The sequence below is a fragment of the Rhizobium sp. CB2179 genome (assembly GCF_057653455.1).
The window spans coordinates 3,803,001-3,820,729 of record NZ_CM172781.1 but is presented as its reverse complement, the minus strand read 5'-3'; the positions used below and the strand labels follow the sequence as shown (position 1 = coordinate 3,820,729).

Genomic DNA, 17,729 nt, shown 5'->3' with positions numbered 1-17,729 from the left:
GGCGCGCTGTGACACCCGATGTCAGGCGTGAAGCTCCTCCTGCCTGATGCCATGACCCTCCACCTTTTCGCGCCTGTTGTGGCGGATGGATGACCAGAGGGACAGGCCGATCAAGGCCGCGCCGCCGAGGCCGGTGATGACTTCGGGGATGTGCACCATGGTCTGCGCATACATGATCACCGAGAGGATCAGGATGGCATAGAAGGCGCCATGTTCGAGATAGCGGTATTCGGCAAGTGTTCCCTTCTCCACCAGCATGATCGTCATCGAGCGCACATACATGGCGCCGATGCCGAGGCCGATGGCGATGACGAAGAGGTTCTGCGTCAGCGCAAAGGCGCCGATGACGCCGTCGAAGGAGAAGCTGGCGTCCAGCACTTCTAGATAGATGAAGGCGCCGAGGCCACCCTTGGCGGCAGCGCTCATCGTCTGCTGCGAGGCATCGAGCAGCCCGCCGACCACCTCGACCGCGAGGAAGGTGAGCAGGCCGTAGATGGCGCAATGGACGAAGACAGTGGCTTCCTCGCCGCCGATCAGCCAGGAGAAAACCAGCATCAGCGCCAGCACGAAGGCGATCTCGATACCCTTGATGGTGGCGGAACGCGCCATCATCTTTTCAAGGCCGCCGATCCAGTGCACCTGCTTCTCGTGATTGAAGAAATAGTTGAGGCCGACCATCATCAGGAAGGTGCCGCCGAAGGCTGCGATCGGCAGGTGCGCGTCGTTCATGATGCGGGCATATTCGGCAGGCTCGCGAGCGGCAAGCACCAGAGCATCCCAGGGGCCGATCTGTGCCGCGATCGCGACAATCGCCAGCGGGAAGACGATGCGCATGCCGAAGACGGCGATGATGATGCCCCAGGTGAGGAAGCGCTTCTGCCAGACCGGCGTCATCTCCTTCAGCTTGTTGGCGTTGACGATGGCATTGTCGAAGGAGAGGGAGATCTCCAGCACGGCAAGCACCGTGCAGATGAAGAAGACGGTCGCCATGCCGCCGATCGTGCCGGTCGTCTGCCAGCCGAGCACGGCGCCGAGAACGAGGCCGAGGGCAGTGACGATGAAAGCCCAGCGGAAATAGCTGAGCGAGGATTTAGAGGTCACAGTCTGGTTCATGGCCGCACCTCGCGGCCGCAAATCGTGTCGAAGAGGGTGGAAAAATTGGAAAGACGCCGCACGCCACAACGGGCACGCGGGTCAGGCATGGTGAGCTTGTTCATCGATGAAAAATCCGCCGGCTAAGCTGCAGGCGGTACCGACATCACGAGAGCGCCGTAAAACTCTCGCCAGAGGGGCCCGGCACCAAAGTTCCCCCGTCAGCCGATGTCTGGAAGGCTGCAGGATAGGCTCTAGGTAATGAACTTCGCGGGCCAGTCAAGGCCGACAGGTACACCGAGATTGGGCATTTTTTTTTGGAACCATCCTGATGCCCGCCCGTTAGGCCCTGGTTGAGCTTAAAAAAGGAGGCCGATGATGCACACTTCGACCCATCTTCCCGACAAACGCACGGAGGCGTCCGACCGCATGAAGCGGTCGAAGCCGAACCGCATGCAGAAGGCGCAGGTGCTGCCACCGCATCATGTCGACTTGACGCTTACGCCCGGCGTCTACCACGACATTCACGTGCCGGCCCATGTTACCGGCGCCGATCTTTCCAAGGGTGGCCCCGACATCAAGGGCAATGCAGAGACCAAGAAATAACGGCTATTCCGGAAGCCCTTGGGCGATGACAGTAGATTTGAAACAGGGTGAGAAACATATGACGATCAACTTTGTGCCCCGCGAAATCTTCATCCGGCACGAAAATGAATGGAAGGCCGTACGCGAGGCGGCGGACGAACGCATCAATATCGGCAAACGCCAGAAGCCGCTCTCCGCCATCGGCGGCACCGTGTCGGTTGGTAAAAGCGATCCTTCGGCTACACGCGCTGAATGGCCAACAGCCGAGTGACCCACAGAAGGGCACGCCGACAACACGAGCGCCCGGCATGATGCCGGGCGCTTTGCTTTTCTATTTCTGTTCATCGCGATCGACACGCTGTCCGGAATTAAAGCCGAACCGCTGTTCGAGTTTGCCGAAGGCGAAGAGTACGCAGATGGCGACGATCGTCGTGAAGAAGGCGAGCGGCCAATAGCCGAAGCCCATGGCGAGGCCGATCGCGCCGGAGAGCCACATGCCGGCGCCCGTCGTCAGCCCGTGCACCCGACCTCTTGCAAAGACGATCATGCCGGCGGCAAGGAAGGCGACGCCGGCAGTCACGGCTTCGATGACGCGCAGCGGATCGATGCGCACCTGCTCGTCATCGGTAAAACCCGGCATGTGCACGGCCTCGATCGAGATGATGGCGAAGAGGGCAGCGGCAAGACTAATCAGAATATGGGTGCGGAAGCCCGCCGGGCGGTCGCGTGCCTCGCGTTCGAAGCCGATCAGCCCGCCGAAGACGATGGCGCCGAAGAGGCGGGCGAAGATGACGGGATAGTGGATACGCGACGCCGGTATTATGTCGGCGATGATGAGATCCATGGATTTTTCCCCAGAATAGATGGAATTTTTCGCTGGCTAACGTCTGAGCGCGGAATTTGTTCAGCTTTTTTCCCTCATGCGTTTCGGCCGTCCCGTTGGTCTCTCCGGTCCGCGCCGGCGCTTGCATGTCATTGGAGGGAAAGTTCGGCGCACCAGGCATCATCCTGTCGCCGCGCCAACCTTTCGGAAAGGATTGGGCAGCGATAATCCCGGCCTCACGGGAATCGGACAGATGGCCAAGACAGCGACACGCGGCCGCCGCAAGGCGCCGGCCAGAGGAAAGAGCAAAGCGCGCAGCAGCGGTGGCGGATTGCTGCCCTGGGCGGTGATCGGCATTGCCGCGATCGGCGGCATCGTCGCCCACGACCATTGGAAGCGCATCCAGCCGATGCTTGCAAGGCAATCGACATCGATCACGCGGGAAACGGCGGAGCCGAGGCCCGTCGTCAGGAAGGACGTGCCGCCGAAGCAGGTGGCGCTTGCCGCACCCACGCCGAAAGTCGCAGCGCCGCTGCGACAGTCGCAATCGCTGCCGCCGGCCACGATCCCGACGCCGATGATCCAGCCGATAAAGGCAGTGCCGTCACCGGCCTCTCCGGCCGTTTCGGAAACCGGGACGGTTGCCTTCGGCTATTGCGGGCAGGGCGCCCATATCAATTGCGTCAGCGACGGCGGCGTCTTCTGGTACAAGGGCGAAAAGATCGTGATTGCCGACATGGCAAGCCCGGTGGTCGACCAAGCGCGCTGTGACGGCGAGCGCCGAGTGGCCTTTGCCGCCAAGTCGCGGCTGCTGGCGCTTCTGAACGCCGGACCCTTCACCATGAATGCCGCGGGCAAGAGCGAGCCCTCTGGCGCGCCGCGCGTCATCTCGCGCGACGGGCGCTCTTTCGGCGCGCAGCTGATCAACGAGGGACTGGCACGCAAGCCAGGGGCCGCCGGCGGCGCCTGGTGCGCCTGACAGCAATTCAAAATGCTAGAGCGTCCTTTGCGCGTCTGAAAAGACGCGCGGCGCTGTAGAGCATTTCCATTCTCGAATGCATGGAAAAGCTCTCTTTGTTTTCACGCGATTCCGGACGAAAAACCGCTGCGCAGTTTTGCAGGGATTGCTCTGGCTACTTACCCTTCTTCACCAGCTTGCCGCCGGTGCGGAAGCTGCCGGTAAACGAGGAATCTTTGCTTTCGGCGGTGCATTCGATCGCGATCGGCTTGCCGGCATAGGGATTGCCGAAGGTACAGAAGCCGGCGACCTTGACCTCTCCGGTCATCTTGTTGCCGACACCCGTGGTGACGAGGCTGAGCGGCAGGCGGGCATTACCGTTGGAGGCAGGCTTGATGCCGCTGCCGTCGCCTTGGAAGCCGAGCGCCTTGCCGTCCGAGGTGAAGATGAAGGTCACCAAGCCATTGGCCAGCGTGACGCTGGCAAGCTCGTTCTTGCAGCCCTTGGTGGCGTCGAATTTGGCAACGACCAGCTTGGCGCATTTGCCGGAAAGGGTAATGACGCCGGGCGCACCGGGAAAGGTCTCGACGGGCGCGGCCGGCGCGGCAGAGGCCGGCAAGGCAAGGGCGGCGGAAAAAATTGCGGCGGCTGCCGATGCGAAAAGTCTCATTCTCTGTCTCAACCCCATCTGTCTGCGACGGCGAATCGGCCGTGCACTGGATAGCCAGGCATTGGCACTCTTCTGTGACTTATTTTGGTCCTACCCGGCGGATGCTCGACATCAAACAAGGCGTTAGGGACTTTTGAAGTCGTCCCAGAGGATCGCTGCCCCAGCCGCAAATATCGTGATCGGGATCAGCCAAAGCTTGATGCTGATGGGCTCGACGACATGAAACTGCATATAACCGAAACCGAGGAGGCCAGCCCCAACCAGGGCGACGCCGAGGATGATGGATATCGCTTTCCGTGTCCGCGTCCTTTGCGTCATACGTCCCTCAATTTGCCACGTGTGGGGCTATCCCACAGCCAATTGAATCCGGCCCGGATCATGGCCCGGGCCAATCATGTGCAAACCCTCGCTCCGCAAAGTGCCGGATCTGGAGCGCGGGCCAGCCTCAAGAATTAGAAAATCCCCAAGGCGGGGATTTCTCAACAATGTCAGGGGGATCGGATGGTGGGCGTGACAGGGAATGAACCTGTGACCCCTACGATGTCAACGTAGTGCTCTCCCGCTGAGCTACACGCCCATCCGATGGCGGCGCATAGATCACAAAACCTTCGGAGCCGTCAATAGGCTTTTTTCAGTTTTGTGACGCGCCGCCTGACAAGCCTTACGCGGCAAGCATCTTGTTGACCTCGTCGACGAGATCGCGAAGGTGAAAAGGCTTGGAAAGCACCTTGGCATCCTTCGGCGCCTTCGAATCAGGGTTCAGCGCCACAGCGGCAAAACCGGTGATGAACATCACTTTCAGGTCGGGGTCGAGCTCGGTGGCGCGGCGCGCCAGCTCGATGCCGTCCATCTCGGGCATGACGATATCGGTGAGCAGCAAGGAAAACGGCTCCTCGCGCAGCCGGTCATAGGCGCTGGCGCCATTGTCATAGGAAAGGACCTTGTAGCCGGCCTTTTCGAGCGCCTTCACCAGGAAGCGGCGCATGTCGTTGTCGTCTTCGGCGAGAAGTATCTTCTGAGTCATCAATCCAGACCGCGATCCATAGGTTTTTGGTGGGCTGCCAGCCGTTTACACTAGTCTTTATCCGGTAAACAACCGGTGAATTGCCTGTGCGTGACCGCCATCCCTCCTACATAGTATGGACTTGCGGCCGGGCAACTGGCAACATAGGCCAAGCAGTCAGTTCATGACATGGTAAAGAGGGCCGAAAGTGCCGGAAATACGCGAATACGAGCTTTTTGAGGTTCATGAGCCCGTGTCGCAGACCATTCCCTTCGTCTACAACTCCCCCCATAGCGGCCGCATTTATCCACCGGAATTTATTGCCCAGTCCAGGCTCGAGGGCATAGCCATCCGCCGTTCCGAGGATCACTATGTCGACGAACTCTTCGGCTCGGCCGTAGCACTCGGCGCGCCGCTGCTGGCAGCCAACTTTCCGCGCGCCTATCTCGACGTCAATCGCGAGCCCTACGAGCTCGATCCGCGGATGTTCGACGGGCTGCTGCCGCCCTATGCCAACGTCAATTCGCTCAGGGTCGCCGGCGGGCTCGGTACCATTCCGCGCATCGTCGCCGAGAACATGGAGATCTATGCGCGGCGCCTGCCGGTGCAGGAGGGGCTCGACCGCGTCGAAGCGGTCTACAAGCCCTATCATTCGGCGCTTCGCCGGCTGATCGCGCGAACGCATGTGCAGTTCGGCTTCGGCGTGCTGATCGACTGCCACTCGATGCCCGGCAATGTGCGCGTTGCCGGCAGCACGGCGCGACCCGATTTCATCATCGGTGATCGCTACGGCACCAGCGCTTCGGCTGAACTCTCGCGCGCGGCCATCGCCATCCTCGAGGAAATGGGCTTTGCGGCGATCCGCAACAAGCCCTATGCCGGCGGCTTCATCACCGAACATTACGGCCGACCTTCGCGCGGACTGCACGCGCTGCAGATCGAGGTGAACCGGGCGATCTATGTCGACGAGCTGACTCTGGAGAAGCGCGAGGATTTCGCCGCAGTGGCTGATGCCGTCACGGACTTCATGCAGCAAATGGCGGAATATGTCGAGAAATTTGCCGGCGAGCGGGCGCTGGCCGCCGAATAGCTCTCTTTTTCGATACCGCTGACCTCTGGCCTTCGTCTTCCCGGCCAAAAAAAACCGCGCTTGTGAGCGCGGCTAAGTCTAGGGAGGAAACACCCAAGGAGGGTATTTACAGTCAGAAGACTGTACTGAGGACGGTACTATTGCATTGCACAAATGTCAAGCAATATATTGCGCTGCGATATCTTTGGGCAGTTAGATCCAGATTGCCTACTGCGTTTGCATTCCCGTTGCTTTTCGCTATGAAAAGCGCCCTTCCCGCCAGCCAAACGGATAAATCATGCTTCCTGACCGTTCGTTCTTCAACCGCCTGGCGGAGGCCGCCCGAGCCGAGACGCTGCCGCGCTTCCGTTCCGGCCTCGATGTCACGAACAAGCTTTCCTCCGGTTTCGACCCGGTGACGGAGGGCGACCGGGCGGCCGAACTCGCCATCCGGGCGCTGATCGAGGAGAGTTTCCCCGGTCACGGCATTCTCGGCGAGGAGCACGGCAATGTCGGGCTCGACCGCGAATATGTCTGGGTGATCGATCCGATCGACGGCACGCGCGCCTTCATCTCCGGCGTGCCGGTATGGGGAACGCTGATCGGCCTGCAGCAGGCGGGCCGGGCGATCATGGGCATGATCGAGCAACCCTTTACCGGCGAGCGTTATTTCGCCGACCAGAACGGCTCGATCTATACCGGGCCGGAGGGCGAGCGGCGGCTGGCGACGCGCCAGTGCGACACGCTTTCGAACGCCATCCTGTTCACTACCTCGCCGCATCTCTTTGCCGGCGAGGAGATGGAGAAATACCGCGAGATTGAGAGCCAGGTACGGCTCTTTCGCTACGGCTGCGACTGCTATGCCTATGCGCTGCTTGCCGCCGGCCATATCGATCTGGTCGTCGAAAACAGCCTGAAACCCTATGACGTCGGCGGCATCATCCCCGTCATCGAGGGGGCGGGCGGCATCATCACCACCTGGGACGGCGGACGGCCGGAAAACGGCGGCTCGATTATCGCTGCCGGCAGCCGCGCAGTCTACGAACAGGCTATCGCCATCCTGCAGCGCTGATCCCAGGGTCAGCAGCGCTGATCCCCCGGTCGGCAAAGCCGATCCGGCTCACGTGCCGAGGGCGGCGACGTCCTGGTTTTCTTCGGCATCGCTGCCGGGAATGAATGCGTGGAAGGCGGCAAGGGCGGCGGCACGGTAGATATCCCGTTCCTGGAAGATCTCGTGCCGGGCGCCGTTGATCGGCACCAGTTGGCCGGCGCGGAAATAACGTGAAAGCCGCTCCTGCGCCGTGTAGGGCACGACCCCGTCGCGCGTCGGCGCGATGACGATGGTCGGGATGGTGATCGAGAAGAGATGATAGGGGGAGGTGACCCGGTCCATCGTGCGGAAAGCCTCGATCAGCCAGCGGGCCGTCGGCGGCCCGAGCGTCAATTCCGGATGAGCCTTCATCATTGCGACATTGCGCTCGAAGCGGTGTTCGTCCGAGGTCAGCGGGTTGTCGCTGAAGTTCGGCTCCTTCGGTTTCGAGGTCAGCGGCAGGAAGCCGAGGCCGACGGCAGCCAGCGTGCCGGCCAGAGCGCGGATGACACGCGGCGAGGCCGACTGGCCGGTCAGGCCGATGAAGGGCGCCGACAGCACCATGCGATCGATACGGGTGGTGAGATAGGGCGCAGCCGACAGCGCGATCAGGCCGCCTGTGGAATGCGCGAGCAGATAGAAGGGCAGGCGGGTATCCGGAAGCACCACCTTTTCGAGGAAGGTGTCGAGATCACGCTCGTAATCGGCAAAGCGGCGGATGTGGCCATGGTTGCGGCTCTTCAGGAGCCGGGGCGAGCCGCCCTGGCCGCGCATATCGAAGGTCGCGACCCAGAGTCCTTTGGCCGTCAGATCGCGGATCGTCTCGAAATATTTCTCGATATATTCGTTTCGGCCGTGCAGGATGACGACGGTGCCCTTGGCAATCTGGCCGCTCGAGCGGAAGACGGCGTATCGCAGCTGCTGGCCGTCATGGGTTTCGAAGAACCCTTCCGTGCGGTTTTCCGGGGCGGGATTATCGGGCGTCGAATAGAGAACCTGATCCATGACTTTGCCAATGCGCCGCTGCTGACTGCTTCGCATCAGGGATAGCGCATGGCATCCGGCTTGGAAAGCGGTGGGGGAAAAGGGCCGGCAGGAGCATGAGGGTGCTCGCGGCCGGCCGAAGTTGAGGCTGAAGAAGAAGGGACGATGCACTTCAGCCATCGGGACCAGATTTCACCCGACGCCTAAATTCCTAAGTGAATGCGCCTGAACGTGCTCCGAACCTGTCGTTCATGCGGGGTTCACGGGCCGATCAAGGCGATTGCAAAAAGGTCTTGAACTCCTCGAATCCCATCACCATCTCCTTTCTGCGGGTGCCGAACAGGGCCTGCGCAACCGTCCCAAGGCCGCCAAAGATGGGGTCTCAGGGGCATTTCATCGCAACACGTCGCTTCCACAGGAGGACATCATGCGTCACGTAGACTTCTCTCCCCTTTATCGTTCGACCGTCGGTTTCGACCGGCTCTTCACCATGCTCGACAGCCTTGCCCAGCCGGAGCAGGCGCAGACCTATCCGCCCTATAATATCGAGCGCACCGGTGAAAACACCTATCGCATCACCATGGCCGTTGCCGGTTTCGACGAGACCGAACTTTCGATCGAAGCCCATGCCCTTGTGCTGTCCGTGAAGGGTGAAAAGAACGAGGAACCTGCCGAAAGCGGCGAGTTCCTCTACCGCGGCATTGCCAAGCGCGCCTTCGAGCGCCGCTTCCAGCTTGCCGATCATGTCGAGGTGACCGCCGCTTCGCTGAAGAACGGCCTGCTTCACATCGACCTTCTGCGCAATATTCCCGAGGCCATGAAGCCCCGCAAGATCGCAATTGCTGCAGAACCGGTCGAGGCTCCGAAGGCCATCGAGGCGCAGATCATCAACGGCTAATCAGATCCTTATCGGATAAAACGAACGGCGCTCCATCGGGGCGCCGTTTTCTATTGCGGCTTAAAGCGCGTCGCGATCTTTCAGATTCGCTTCTCGCGCTTTCGCACTTTATTTACGCATGTCGTTATCGCAAAACCGCTGAACACATTTGCGCGACATGCTTCATGCCGGGCTGGTTGCCTCGTCGATTTCCTTGTCCGTTGCACGGCGGGCCGCGGCGGCGGCGTATTTCTGGGCGATGACGGCGCAGACCATCAGCTGGATCTGGTGGAACAGCATCAGCGGCAGCACGATCGCGCCGATCGACTGGCCGGCGAAGATGACGTTCGCCATCGGCACGCCGCTTGCGAGGCTCTTCTTCGAGCCGCAGAAGGTGATGGTGATCTGGTCGGCCTTGTTGAAGCCCAGCCAGCGGCTGCCGAACATCGTCAGCACCAGGACAATCGCCAGCAGGACCATGTCGGCGACGATGACGACTGCGATATCGGCAATCGAGAAGGTGTGCCACAGGCCCTCGACCACCGCCGTGCTGAAGGCGAGATAGACGACCATCAGGATCGAGCCGCGGTCGACAGGCATCAGGATCTTCTTCTTGGCGCGGATCCAGTCGCCGATCCAGGGCTGCAAGATCTGGCCGACGATGAAGGGGGCGAGCAGCTGCAGCAGGATCTGCTCTAATGCGTCGAAGGAGAAGCCGCCATGGCCGCCGACGGAAAACAGCAGGCCGACGAGCAGTGGCGTCAGGAACATGCCGAAGATGTTGGATGCCGAGGCCGAGCAGATGGCGGCAGGCACGTTGCCGCCGGCCATCGAGGTAAAGGCGATCGACGACTGCACCGTCGACGGCAGCACGCAGAGGAAGAGGATGCCGAGATAGAGTGGCTGCGGCAGGATCGTGTCGGGGATCAGCCCGAGTGCCATGCCGAGCAACGGGAAGATGCCGAAGGTCGTCAGCAGGATGACGATATGCAGGCGCCAGTGCAGCAAGCCTGCGATGACCACGTCGCGCGACAGGCGGGCGCCATGCAGGAAGAAAAGCAGCGCGATGGCAAGATCGGTGGCGATACCGAAATGATCCGCGAATGTGCCGCGCGCCGGCAACACCGAGGCGAGGATGACGGTGCAGACGAGCAGGATGGTGAATGTATCGGGCAGAAAGCGGCGCATGACGATCTCGCGGCTTGATAAAACAGTCATTGTTCTGTCGTCCATTATGATCCAGGATGCAAGAAATAACAGTTATCGAGAAGCTGGATCATGTTAGACCTTTCGCAATTGCGCAGTTTCGTCGCCGTCGAGCAGATGGGCAGTTTCACGCTCGCCGCAGAAAGGCTCGGCCTCGGGCAGTCGACGGTCAGTCAGCACATCCAGCGGCTGGAGGCAGCACTCGGGCGCAGGCTGCTGGCGCGCGACACCCATAAGGTGATGTTGACCGGCGATGGCGAGGCGCTGCTGTCGCATGCGCGCGCCATGCTTTCGATCGAGGGACAGGTGCAGTCGCTGTTTAAGAATAACAGCCTGCGTGGCAGTCTGCGGCTCGGCGTGTCGGAGGATTTCGTCACTAGCCAGTTGCCGGCGGTGCTGGAGGATTTCGTTCGTTCGCACCCCTCGGTCGACCTGGAACTGACGGTGGCGCTGTCCGGTGTTCTTTACGAGATGCAGGACAATGGCGAGATCGATCTGGTGCTTGCCAAGCGCCGGCTCGGCGATGCGCGCGGAAAACTCGTCTATCGCGAGCCACTCGTCTGGCTGGCGCGTGATCCCGAGCGTGTGCTTGCCTCCGGCCCCCTGCCGCTGATCGCCTTTCCGCCGCCGAGCGTCACACGGGTGATCGCGCTCGAAGCACTCGGGCGAAACGGGGTGCCGTGGCGGATCGTCTGTACCTGCGGCAGCCTGAGCGGGTTGACGGCGGCGGCGCGGGCCGGGATGGGCGTGCTGGTGCAGCCGCGCAGCATGGCGCCGTCCGGTCTGAAGGAGATTGCGGTGGGAAAACTGCCGGTGCTGGAGGATGTGGAATTCGTGCTGGTGCCGCGCAAGGGCGCGGACCAGGCACTGGTCTCGGCACTGTCCGAGGATATTCTGCAAAAGGTGAGGGGATTGCGGTCGGCGTGAATCCTTGCCCGTTACCGAAAGGCCTGCCGGCCCGGCAGCCCTTTCTGGCAGGCGATCAGGCGGCCAGGCACTTCAAGAAGCCATCGACATCCGCTTCGGTGGTCGCGAAGCTGGTGACGAGGCGGATCAGGGTTTCGCTTTCGGAAACGAGCTCGGGCGTTGCCGCCGGGACCGGCCATTCGTAAAACTTCGCGCCCTTTTCCTCCGCAATTTTCACGGCACTCTTGCTGACGACGGCAAAGACTTCGTTGGATGCGGTCGGCCAGGCGAGGCGGGCGGAGTTGCTCGTGCCGATGCCGGCGCGCAGCCGGTCGGCCATGCCGTTCGAATGGCGGGCGAGATCGAGCCAGAGGCCATCTTCGAAATAGGCATCGAACTGGGCGGCGATGAAACGCGACTTGGAGAAGAGCTGGGCAGCGCGTTTGCGGATGAAGGGCATTTCCCGGGCTCGATCCGGATTGAAGAAGACGATCGCTTCGGCACACCAGCAGCCGTTCTTGGTGCCGCCGAAGGACAGCATGTCGACGCCGCGCTTCCAGGTCATTTCGGCCGGGGTGGCGCCGAGTGCGACCAGGGCGTTGGCAAAGCGGGCACCATCCATGTGGAGCGGCAGATTGCGCTTCCTTGATATGGCGGCGATCTCGCCGATCTCCGGCAAGGAATAGACGGTGCCGATCTCGGTCGCCTGGGTGATGGTCACCGCGCTGGCGCGGCCATGATGGACGGCGTCCTCGGGAAAGCTTGCGATCTTCGCCGAAAGCTTCGCCGGATCGATCTTGCCGGCTTCGCCGTCAATGGCAACGAGACGGGCAGCGCCGGAGAAAAATTCCGGCGCGCCGCATTCATCCTCGATCACATGGGCCTCCGAATGGCAGAAGGTGATGCCGCCGGGCCGCTGGACGCTTGCCAGCGACAGGGAGTTGGCGGCCGTGCCGGTGGCGACGAAGAAAACCGAAACCTCGCGCTCGAAGATCTCGGAAAAACGGGCCTCGATCTTCCTGTCGAGATCGCCGGCGCCATAGGCGGCGGCAAAGCCGGTCGATTCCGTCAGCAGACGTTCGGCAATGGATTTATGGGCGCCGGCCCAATTATCGGAAGCAAAGAACATGGGGGAAACCGTTGGAAAAGGAAGGGGTTGGCAAAGTCCGCAGCGGACATTACGCCAAAGCTTCACAGGATCAAGGTTGTCGCCTGCGACACATCACGGAAATTGAACTACGCAATCAATAAACAAAATAACACGTCTCAGCGTAATTTTATTGCGCGATCGCCGCTACCCAGGCAATCTTCCGTCGCAAATTGACGTTTTTTAACGGAGCGCTCTTGCAGAGCCGAATGCTTTCTGGCATAGAACTGATGAATTAGGACAGTGTTGCTGTCCTATTTTGGCCTTTGTGACCGAAGAGACGCCGAAAGCCCTGGAACAGACCGGCTTTCACGCTATAGTTCTTCCGAGCGTCAAGCCTCAAGGGGCGGCGCGCGGAGGCGAATGGCAGGCGCGGAACGCGACGGTTTGCTTTCCTTCAAAGCAGATGTCTGCGGCCGATCTTCACAATGCAACAGCGCTGTCATGCGCCGAACCTATCTTCGGGTTGCGGCGCTGGACGAAAAGCCGCCCGCGGCTCCGCGGGCTTCGACAGGAGGAAAGATGATGACGAAGACGCCATCCATGGAAGTTGACCGGTTTGCTGCTGCTAATCTGCGCGCGACGGCCAATATGTCCAAATCCGCCTCCGGCCTGCCGAAGAAGCAGGGCCTCTACGATCCGCGCAACGAACATGATGCCTGCGGCGTCGGCTTCGTCGCCCATATGAAGGGCCAGAAGTCGCACCAGATCGTCAAGGATGGCCTGTTCATCCTCGAGAACCTGACGCATCGCGGCGCCGTCGGCGCCGATCCGCTGATGGGTGACGGGGCCGGCATCCTGGTGCAGATCCCCGACCGTTTCTTCCGCGAGGAGATGGCCGAGCAGGGCATCACCCTGCCGCCGGTCGGCGAATATGGTGTCGGCCATATCTTCATGCCGCGCGATGAAAAGCAGATCGAGCACTTCAAGAAGGTGATCAAGGACGTCATCACCGAGGAAGGTCAGGTCTTCATCGGCTTCCGCGACGTGCCGGTCGACAATTCCTCGCTCTCCAAGGCGCCGGCCATTGCCGCAACCGAGCCGCATCATGTGCAGGTCTTCATCGGCGCCGGCGAGGATGCCGAAAACAACGACGAGTTCGAGCGCCGGCTGTTCACGCTGCGCAAGGTAATCTCCAACCGCATCTATGACGAGTTCGACGGCGAGGAGAGCAATTTCTATCCGGTGTCGCTGTCGTCGGCGACGGTGGTCTACAAGGGCATGTTCCTGGCCTATCAGGTCGGCGTCTATTACAAGGACCTGTCGGATCCGCGTTTCGAAAGCGCGGTCGCTCTGGTGCATCAGCGCTTCTCGACCAACACCTTCCCGTCGTGGAAGCTCGCACATCCCTACCGCATGGTTGCCCATAACGGCGAGATCAACACGCTGCGCGGCAACGTCAACTGGATGGCGGCGCGCCAGGCGTCGGTCTCCTCGCCGCTGTTTGGCGAGGACATCTCCAAGCTCTGGCCGATCTCCTACGAGGGACAGTCGGACACGGCCTGCTTCGACAATGCGCTCGAATTCCTGGTGCGCGGCGGTTATTCGATGGCGCATGCGGTAATGATGCTGATCCCGGAAGCCTGGGCCGGCAACCAGTCGATGGCCACCGAACGCAAGGCTTTCTACGAATATCATGCGGCGCTGATGGAGCCGTGGGACGGGCCGGCCGCGGTCGCCTTCACCGACGGCAAGCAGATCGGCGCGACGCTCGACCGCAACGGACTGCGGCCGGCGCGCTACCTCGTCACCAATGACGATCGCGTCATCATGGCGTCCGAAGCCGGCGTGCTGCCGGTTCCGGAAGAGATCATCATCCAGAAGTGGCGCCTGCAGCCGGGCAAGATGCTGCTGATCGACATGGAAGAAGGCCGTATCATCTCAGACGACGAGGTGAAGTCGCAACTGGCGACGGCCCATCCCTATCGCAGCTGGCTCAACCGCACGCAGCTCATCCTCGAAGACTTGAAGCCGGTGGAACCGCGGGCGCTGCGCCGCGACGTGTCGCTGCTCGACCGCCAGCAGGCCTTCGGCTACACGCTCGAGGATACCCGCATCCTGATGTCGCCGATGGCGACGACGGGCCAGGAGGCGATCGGTTCGATGGGCACGGATACGCCGATCTCGGCCATGTCGGAAAAGTCGAAGCTGCTCTACACCTATTTCAAGCAGAACTTCGCGCAGGTCACCAACCCGCCGATCGACCCGATCCGCGAGGAACTGGTGATGAGCCTGGTTTCCTTCATCGGGCCGCGGCCGAACATTCTCGACCATGAGGGCGCGGCCAACGCCAAGCGGCTCGAAGTGCGCCAGCCGATCCTGACCAATGGCGATCTCGAAAAGATCCGCTCGATCGGCCATACGGAAGACCGTTTCGACACCAAGACGCTCGATTTCACCTATGATATCGAGCGCGGCGCCGAAGGCATGCCCGAGATGCTCGACCGGCTCTGCGAGCGCGCGGAAGCGGCCGTCAAGGGCGGCTATAACATCATCGTGCTCTCCGACCGCCAGATCGGGCCGGACCGGATCGCGATTCCCGCATTGCTCGCTACAGCTGCCGTGCATCACCACCTGATCCGCAAGGGGCTTCGTACCTCGGTCGGTCTCGTCGTCGAGACCGGCGAACCGCGCGAGGTCCATCATTTCTGCCTACTCGCCGGCTACGGCGCCGAGGCGATCAACCCGTATCTCGCCTTCGACACGCTGCTCGACATGCATGCCAAGGGCGAATTCCCGAAGGAAGTGGATGCCACCGAAATCGTCTACCGCTACATCAAGGCGGTCGGCAAAGGCATCCTCAAGGTAATGTCGAAGATGGGTATCTCGACCTATCAGTCCTATTGCGGCGCACAGATCTTCGATGCGATCGGCCTGCAGTCGGAGTTCATCGACAAGTATTTCTTCGGAACCGCGACCATGATCGAAGGCGTTGGCCTCGAGGCAATCGCCGCTGAGACCGTCGCCCGCCACACCGCGGCCTTCGGCGCCGACCCGATCCTGGCGACGACGCTCGATATCGGCGGCGAGTATGCCTATCGCATGCGCGGCGAAAGCCATGCCTGGACGCCCGATGCGGTCGCCGCCCTTCAGCATGCCGTGCGCGGCAATGCCGAGGACCGTTACCAGGAATTCGCCGAGATGGTGAACAACTCGGCGCTGCGCATGAACACGATCCGCGGGCTCTTCAAGATGAAGAGCGCCGAGGCACTCGGCCGCACACCAGTATCGATCGACGAGGTCGAGCCGGCGGTCGATATCGTCAAGCGTTTCTCGACGGGGGCGATGTCCTTCGGCTCGATTTCCAGGGAGGCGCATACGACCCTGGCGATCGCCATGAACCGGATCGGCGGCAAGTCGAACACCGGTGAGGGCGGCGAGGAATCCGACCGCTATATGCCGCTGGCCGATGGTTCGATGAACCCGGAACGTTCGGCGATCAAGCAGATCGCCTCGGGCCGCTTCGGCGTCACCACCGAATATCTCGTCAATGCCGACGTGCTGCAGATCAAGGTCGCGCAAGGCGCCAAGCCTGGTGAAGGCGGCCAGCTGCCGGGTCACAAGGTTGACGCGACGGTTGCCAAGACCCGCCATTCGACACCGGGTGTCGGCCTCATTTCGCCGCCGCCGCATCACGACATCTATTCGATCGAAGATCTGGCGCAGCTGATCTACGATCTGAAGAACGTCAACCCGACCGCGGATGTCTCGGTCAAGCTGGTCTCGGAAGTCGGCGTCGGCACGGTCGCCGCCGGCGTCGCCAAGGCGCGCGCCGACCATATCACGGTCGCCGGCTTCGACGGCGGTACGGGTGCGTCGCCGCTGACGTCGCTCAAACATGCCGGCAGCCCTTGGGAAATCGGCCTTGCCGAGACTCAGCAGACGCTGGTGCTGAACGGCTTGCGTTCGCGCGTCGCCCTGCAGGTGGACGGCGGGCTGAAGACAGGCCGCGACGTCATCATCGGGGCGCTGCTTGGAGCCGACGAGTTCGGCTTTGCCACCGCGCCGCTGATTGCCGCCGGCTGCATCATGATGCGCAAGTGCCATCTCAACACCTGTCCTGTTGGTGTAGCGACCCAGGATCCGGTGCTGCGCAAGCGCTTCAAAGGCGCGCCGGAGCATGTCATCAACTATTTCTTCTTCGTCGCGAACGAGGTGCGCGAAATCCTCGCCTCGCTCGGCTTCACCCGGCTTGACGAGATCATCGGCGCCTCGGAGCTGCTGGAGAAGGACGAGATGCTGTCGCACTGGAAGGCCAAGGGCCTCGACTTCAGCCGCATCTTCCACAAGGTTGACGCTCCCAAGGAAGAGACCTTCTGGACGAGCCGGCAGAAGCACCCGATCGACGACATTCTCGACCGCGTGCTGATCGAACAGGCGCAGCCGGCACTGACGGCCAAGACACCCGTCGCCTTCGAGGTCGGCATCAAGAACGTCGACCGTTCGGTGGGCGCGATGCTTTCTGGCGAGGTCGCCAAGCGTTATCGCCATCGCGGTCTGAAGGAAGACACGATCAACGTGACACTTCGCGGCACCGCAGGTCAGAGCTTCGGCGCCTTCCTGGCGCGCGGCGTCACCTTCAACCTGATCGGCGACGGCAACGACTATGTCGGCAAGGGGCTTTCAGGCGGCAAGATCATCATCCGGCCGCCGGAGAATTCAAGGATCGTGGCCGAGGACTCCATCATCGTCGGCAACACCGTGCTTTATGGTGCGACCGAGGGCGAGTGCTATTTCCGCGGTGTGGCGGGCGAACGTTTCGCCGTGCGCAATTCGGGCGCGATCGCCATCGTCGAGGGTGTCGGCGACCATGGCTGCGAATACATGACCGGCGGCGTCGTCGTCGTGCTCGGCGCCACGGGCCGCAATTTTGCAGCCGGCATGTCCGGCGGTGTCGCCTACGTGCTCGATGAAACCGGTGATTTCGCCAGCCGCTGCAACATGGCAATGGTCGAGCTCGAGCCGGTGCCTGAGGAGGACGACATGCTGGAAAAGCTGCATCATCACGGCGGTGATCTCATGCACAAGGGACGCGTCGACGTCTCTGGCGACATGACGCGCCATGACGAGGAGCGCCTTTACCAGCTGATCTCCAACCATCTGCATTATACGGGCTCGGCCCGCGCCACTGAGATCCTCGACAACTGGGCCGACTACCGCCCGAAATTCCGCAAGGTCATGCCGGTTGAATACCGTCGGGCGCTCGAGGAAATGGAGCGCAGTCGGATGGGCATCGCCGCGGAATAAATTGCACCGGACATCCGTCACCTGACGACTGCAGGTGACGGGTGACGAAAATATCTCGATGACCCGTGACGA

The 17,729-nt window shown here is 61.5% G+C and carries 16 protein-coding genes and 1 tRNA gene; 8 read left to right on the top strand and 9 right to left on the bottom strand.

All coding sequences use genetic code 11. The features are described from left to right. Window positions 1-21 precede the first annotated feature (21 nt). Window positions 22-1,113, bottom strand: a complete 1,092-nt coding sequence (locus AC244Q_RS18950; RefSeq protein ID WP_012758965.1) for a DUF475 domain-containing protein — start codon at window positions 1,111-1,113, stop codon at window positions 22-24. 354 nt (window positions 1,114-1,467) lie between these two features. Here AC244Q_RS18950 and AC244Q_RS18945 point away from each other — a divergent pair, with 354 nt between their 5' ends. Beyond that, window positions 1,468-1,698 carry a hypothetical protein gene (locus AC244Q_RS18945; protein ID WP_017995173.1) on the top strand — a complete coding sequence of 77 codons (231 nt, stop codon included), beginning with the start codon at window positions 1,468-1,470 and terminating at the stop codon, window positions 1,696-1,698. A gap of 58 nt (window positions 1,699-1,756) precedes the next feature. Continuing rightward, complete coding sequence (locus tag AC244Q_RS18940; RefSeq protein WP_017995172.1) at window positions 1,757-1,948, top strand: hypothetical protein; 192 nt, start codon at window positions 1,757-1,759, stop codon at window positions 1,946-1,948. Between the two features lie 60 nt (window positions 1,949-2,008). Here AC244Q_RS18940 and AC244Q_RS18935 read toward each other — a convergent pair whose 3' ends face one another. After that, entirely contained in the window at window positions 2,009-2,521 is a 513-nt protein-coding gene (locus tag AC244Q_RS18935) for an MgtC/SapB family protein (protein WP_012758961.1), read from the bottom strand. A gap of 232 nt (window positions 2,522-2,753) precedes the next feature. Here AC244Q_RS18935 and AC244Q_RS18930 point away from each other — a divergent pair, with 232 nt between their 5' ends. Next, complete coding sequence (locus tag AC244Q_RS18930; protein WP_012758960.1) at window positions 2,754-3,479, top strand: hypothetical protein; 726 nt, start codon at window positions 2,754-2,756, stop codon at window positions 3,477-3,479. Between the two features lie 154 nt (window positions 3,480-3,633). Here AC244Q_RS18930 and AC244Q_RS18925 read toward each other — a convergent pair whose 3' ends face one another. The 4 genes from AC244Q_RS18925 to cpdR1 all read right to left on the bottom strand — a co-directional run bounded on the left by AC244Q_RS18925 (window position 3,634) and on the right by cpdR1 (window position 5,152). Further along, window positions 3,634-4,128 (bottom strand): hypothetical protein, encoded by a 495-nt coding sequence (locus AC244Q_RS18925; protein ID WP_012758959.1) that lies wholly within the window; start codon window positions 4,126-4,128, stop codon window positions 3,634-3,636. 123 nt (window positions 4,129-4,251) lie between these two features. Further along, window positions 4,252-4,446: a hypothetical protein gene (locus AC244Q_RS18920; RefSeq protein WP_012758958.1), complete on the bottom strand. Its 195-nt coding sequence runs from the start codon at window positions 4,444-4,446 to the stop codon at window positions 4,252-4,254. Window positions 4,447-4,630: 184 nt separating this feature from the next. Further along, window positions 4,631-4,705 (bottom strand) — tRNA-Val (locus AC244Q_RS18915). Between the two features lie 84 nt (window positions 4,706-4,789). Further along, window positions 4,790-5,152, bottom strand: a complete 363-nt coding sequence (gene cpdR1, locus AC244Q_RS18910; RefSeq protein WP_003542883.1) for a response regulator CpdR1 — start codon at window positions 5,150-5,152, stop codon at window positions 4,790-4,792. Between the two features lie 187 nt (window positions 5,153-5,339). Here cpdR1 and AC244Q_RS18905 point away from each other — a divergent pair, with 187 nt between their 5' ends. Both AC244Q_RS18905 and hisN read left to right on the top strand, forming a co-directional pair. Then, complete coding sequence (locus AC244Q_RS18905; protein WP_012758957.1) at window positions 5,340-6,221, top strand: N-formylglutamate amidohydrolase; 882 nt, start codon at window positions 5,340-5,342, stop codon at window positions 6,219-6,221. Between the two features lie 277 nt (window positions 6,222-6,498). Then, entirely contained in the window at window positions 6,499-7,272 is a 774-nt protein-coding gene (gene hisN / locus AC244Q_RS18900) for a histidinol-phosphatase (protein WP_012758956.1), read from the top strand. Window positions 7,273-7,320: 48 nt separating this feature from the next. On the opposite strand, the gene AC244Q_RS18895 is transcribed toward hisN, so the two are convergent. After that, a complete protein-coding gene (locus tag AC244Q_RS18895; RefSeq protein ID WP_012758955.1) occupies window positions 7,321-8,295 on the bottom strand; it encodes an alpha/beta fold hydrolase in 975 nt (324 codons plus the stop codon). Window positions 8,296-8,701: 406 nt separating this feature from the next. On the opposite strand from AC244Q_RS18895, the gene AC244Q_RS18890 reads away from it, so the two are divergent. Further along, window positions 8,702-9,172: an Hsp20 family protein gene (locus AC244Q_RS18890; protein WP_012758954.1), complete on the top strand. Its 471-nt coding sequence runs from the start codon at window positions 8,702-8,704 to the stop codon at window positions 9,170-9,172. A gap of 162 nt (window positions 9,173-9,334) precedes the next feature. On the opposite strand, the gene AC244Q_RS18885 is transcribed toward AC244Q_RS18890, so the two are convergent. After that, complete coding sequence (locus tag AC244Q_RS18885; protein WP_113547287.1) at window positions 9,335-10,384, bottom strand: bile acid:sodium symporter family protein; 1,050 nt, start codon at window positions 10,382-10,384, stop codon at window positions 9,335-9,337. Window positions 10,385-10,429: 45 nt separating this feature from the next. On the opposite strand from AC244Q_RS18885, the gene AC244Q_RS18880 reads away from it, so the two are divergent. Beyond that, window positions 10,430-11,284: a LysR substrate-binding domain-containing protein gene (locus AC244Q_RS18880; protein ID WP_012758952.1), complete on the top strand. Its 855-nt coding sequence runs from the start codon at window positions 10,430-10,432 to the stop codon at window positions 11,282-11,284. Window positions 11,285-11,339: 55 nt separating this feature from the next. On the opposite strand, the gene AC244Q_RS18875 is transcribed toward AC244Q_RS18880, so the two are convergent. Continuing rightward, window positions 11,340-12,392 (bottom strand): threonine aldolase family protein, encoded by a 1,053-nt coding sequence (locus tag AC244Q_RS18875; protein ID WP_128405927.1) that lies wholly within the window; start codon window positions 12,390-12,392, stop codon window positions 11,340-11,342. 540 nt (window positions 12,393-12,932) lie between these two features. On the opposite strand from AC244Q_RS18875, the gene gltB reads away from it, so the two are divergent. Then, window positions 12,933-17,657, top strand: a complete 4,725-nt coding sequence (gltB, locus tag AC244Q_RS18870; RefSeq protein WP_012758950.1) for a glutamate synthase large subunit — start codon at window positions 12,933-12,935, stop codon at window positions 17,655-17,657. The last annotated feature ends 72 nt before the right edge of the window (window positions 17,658-17,729 follow it).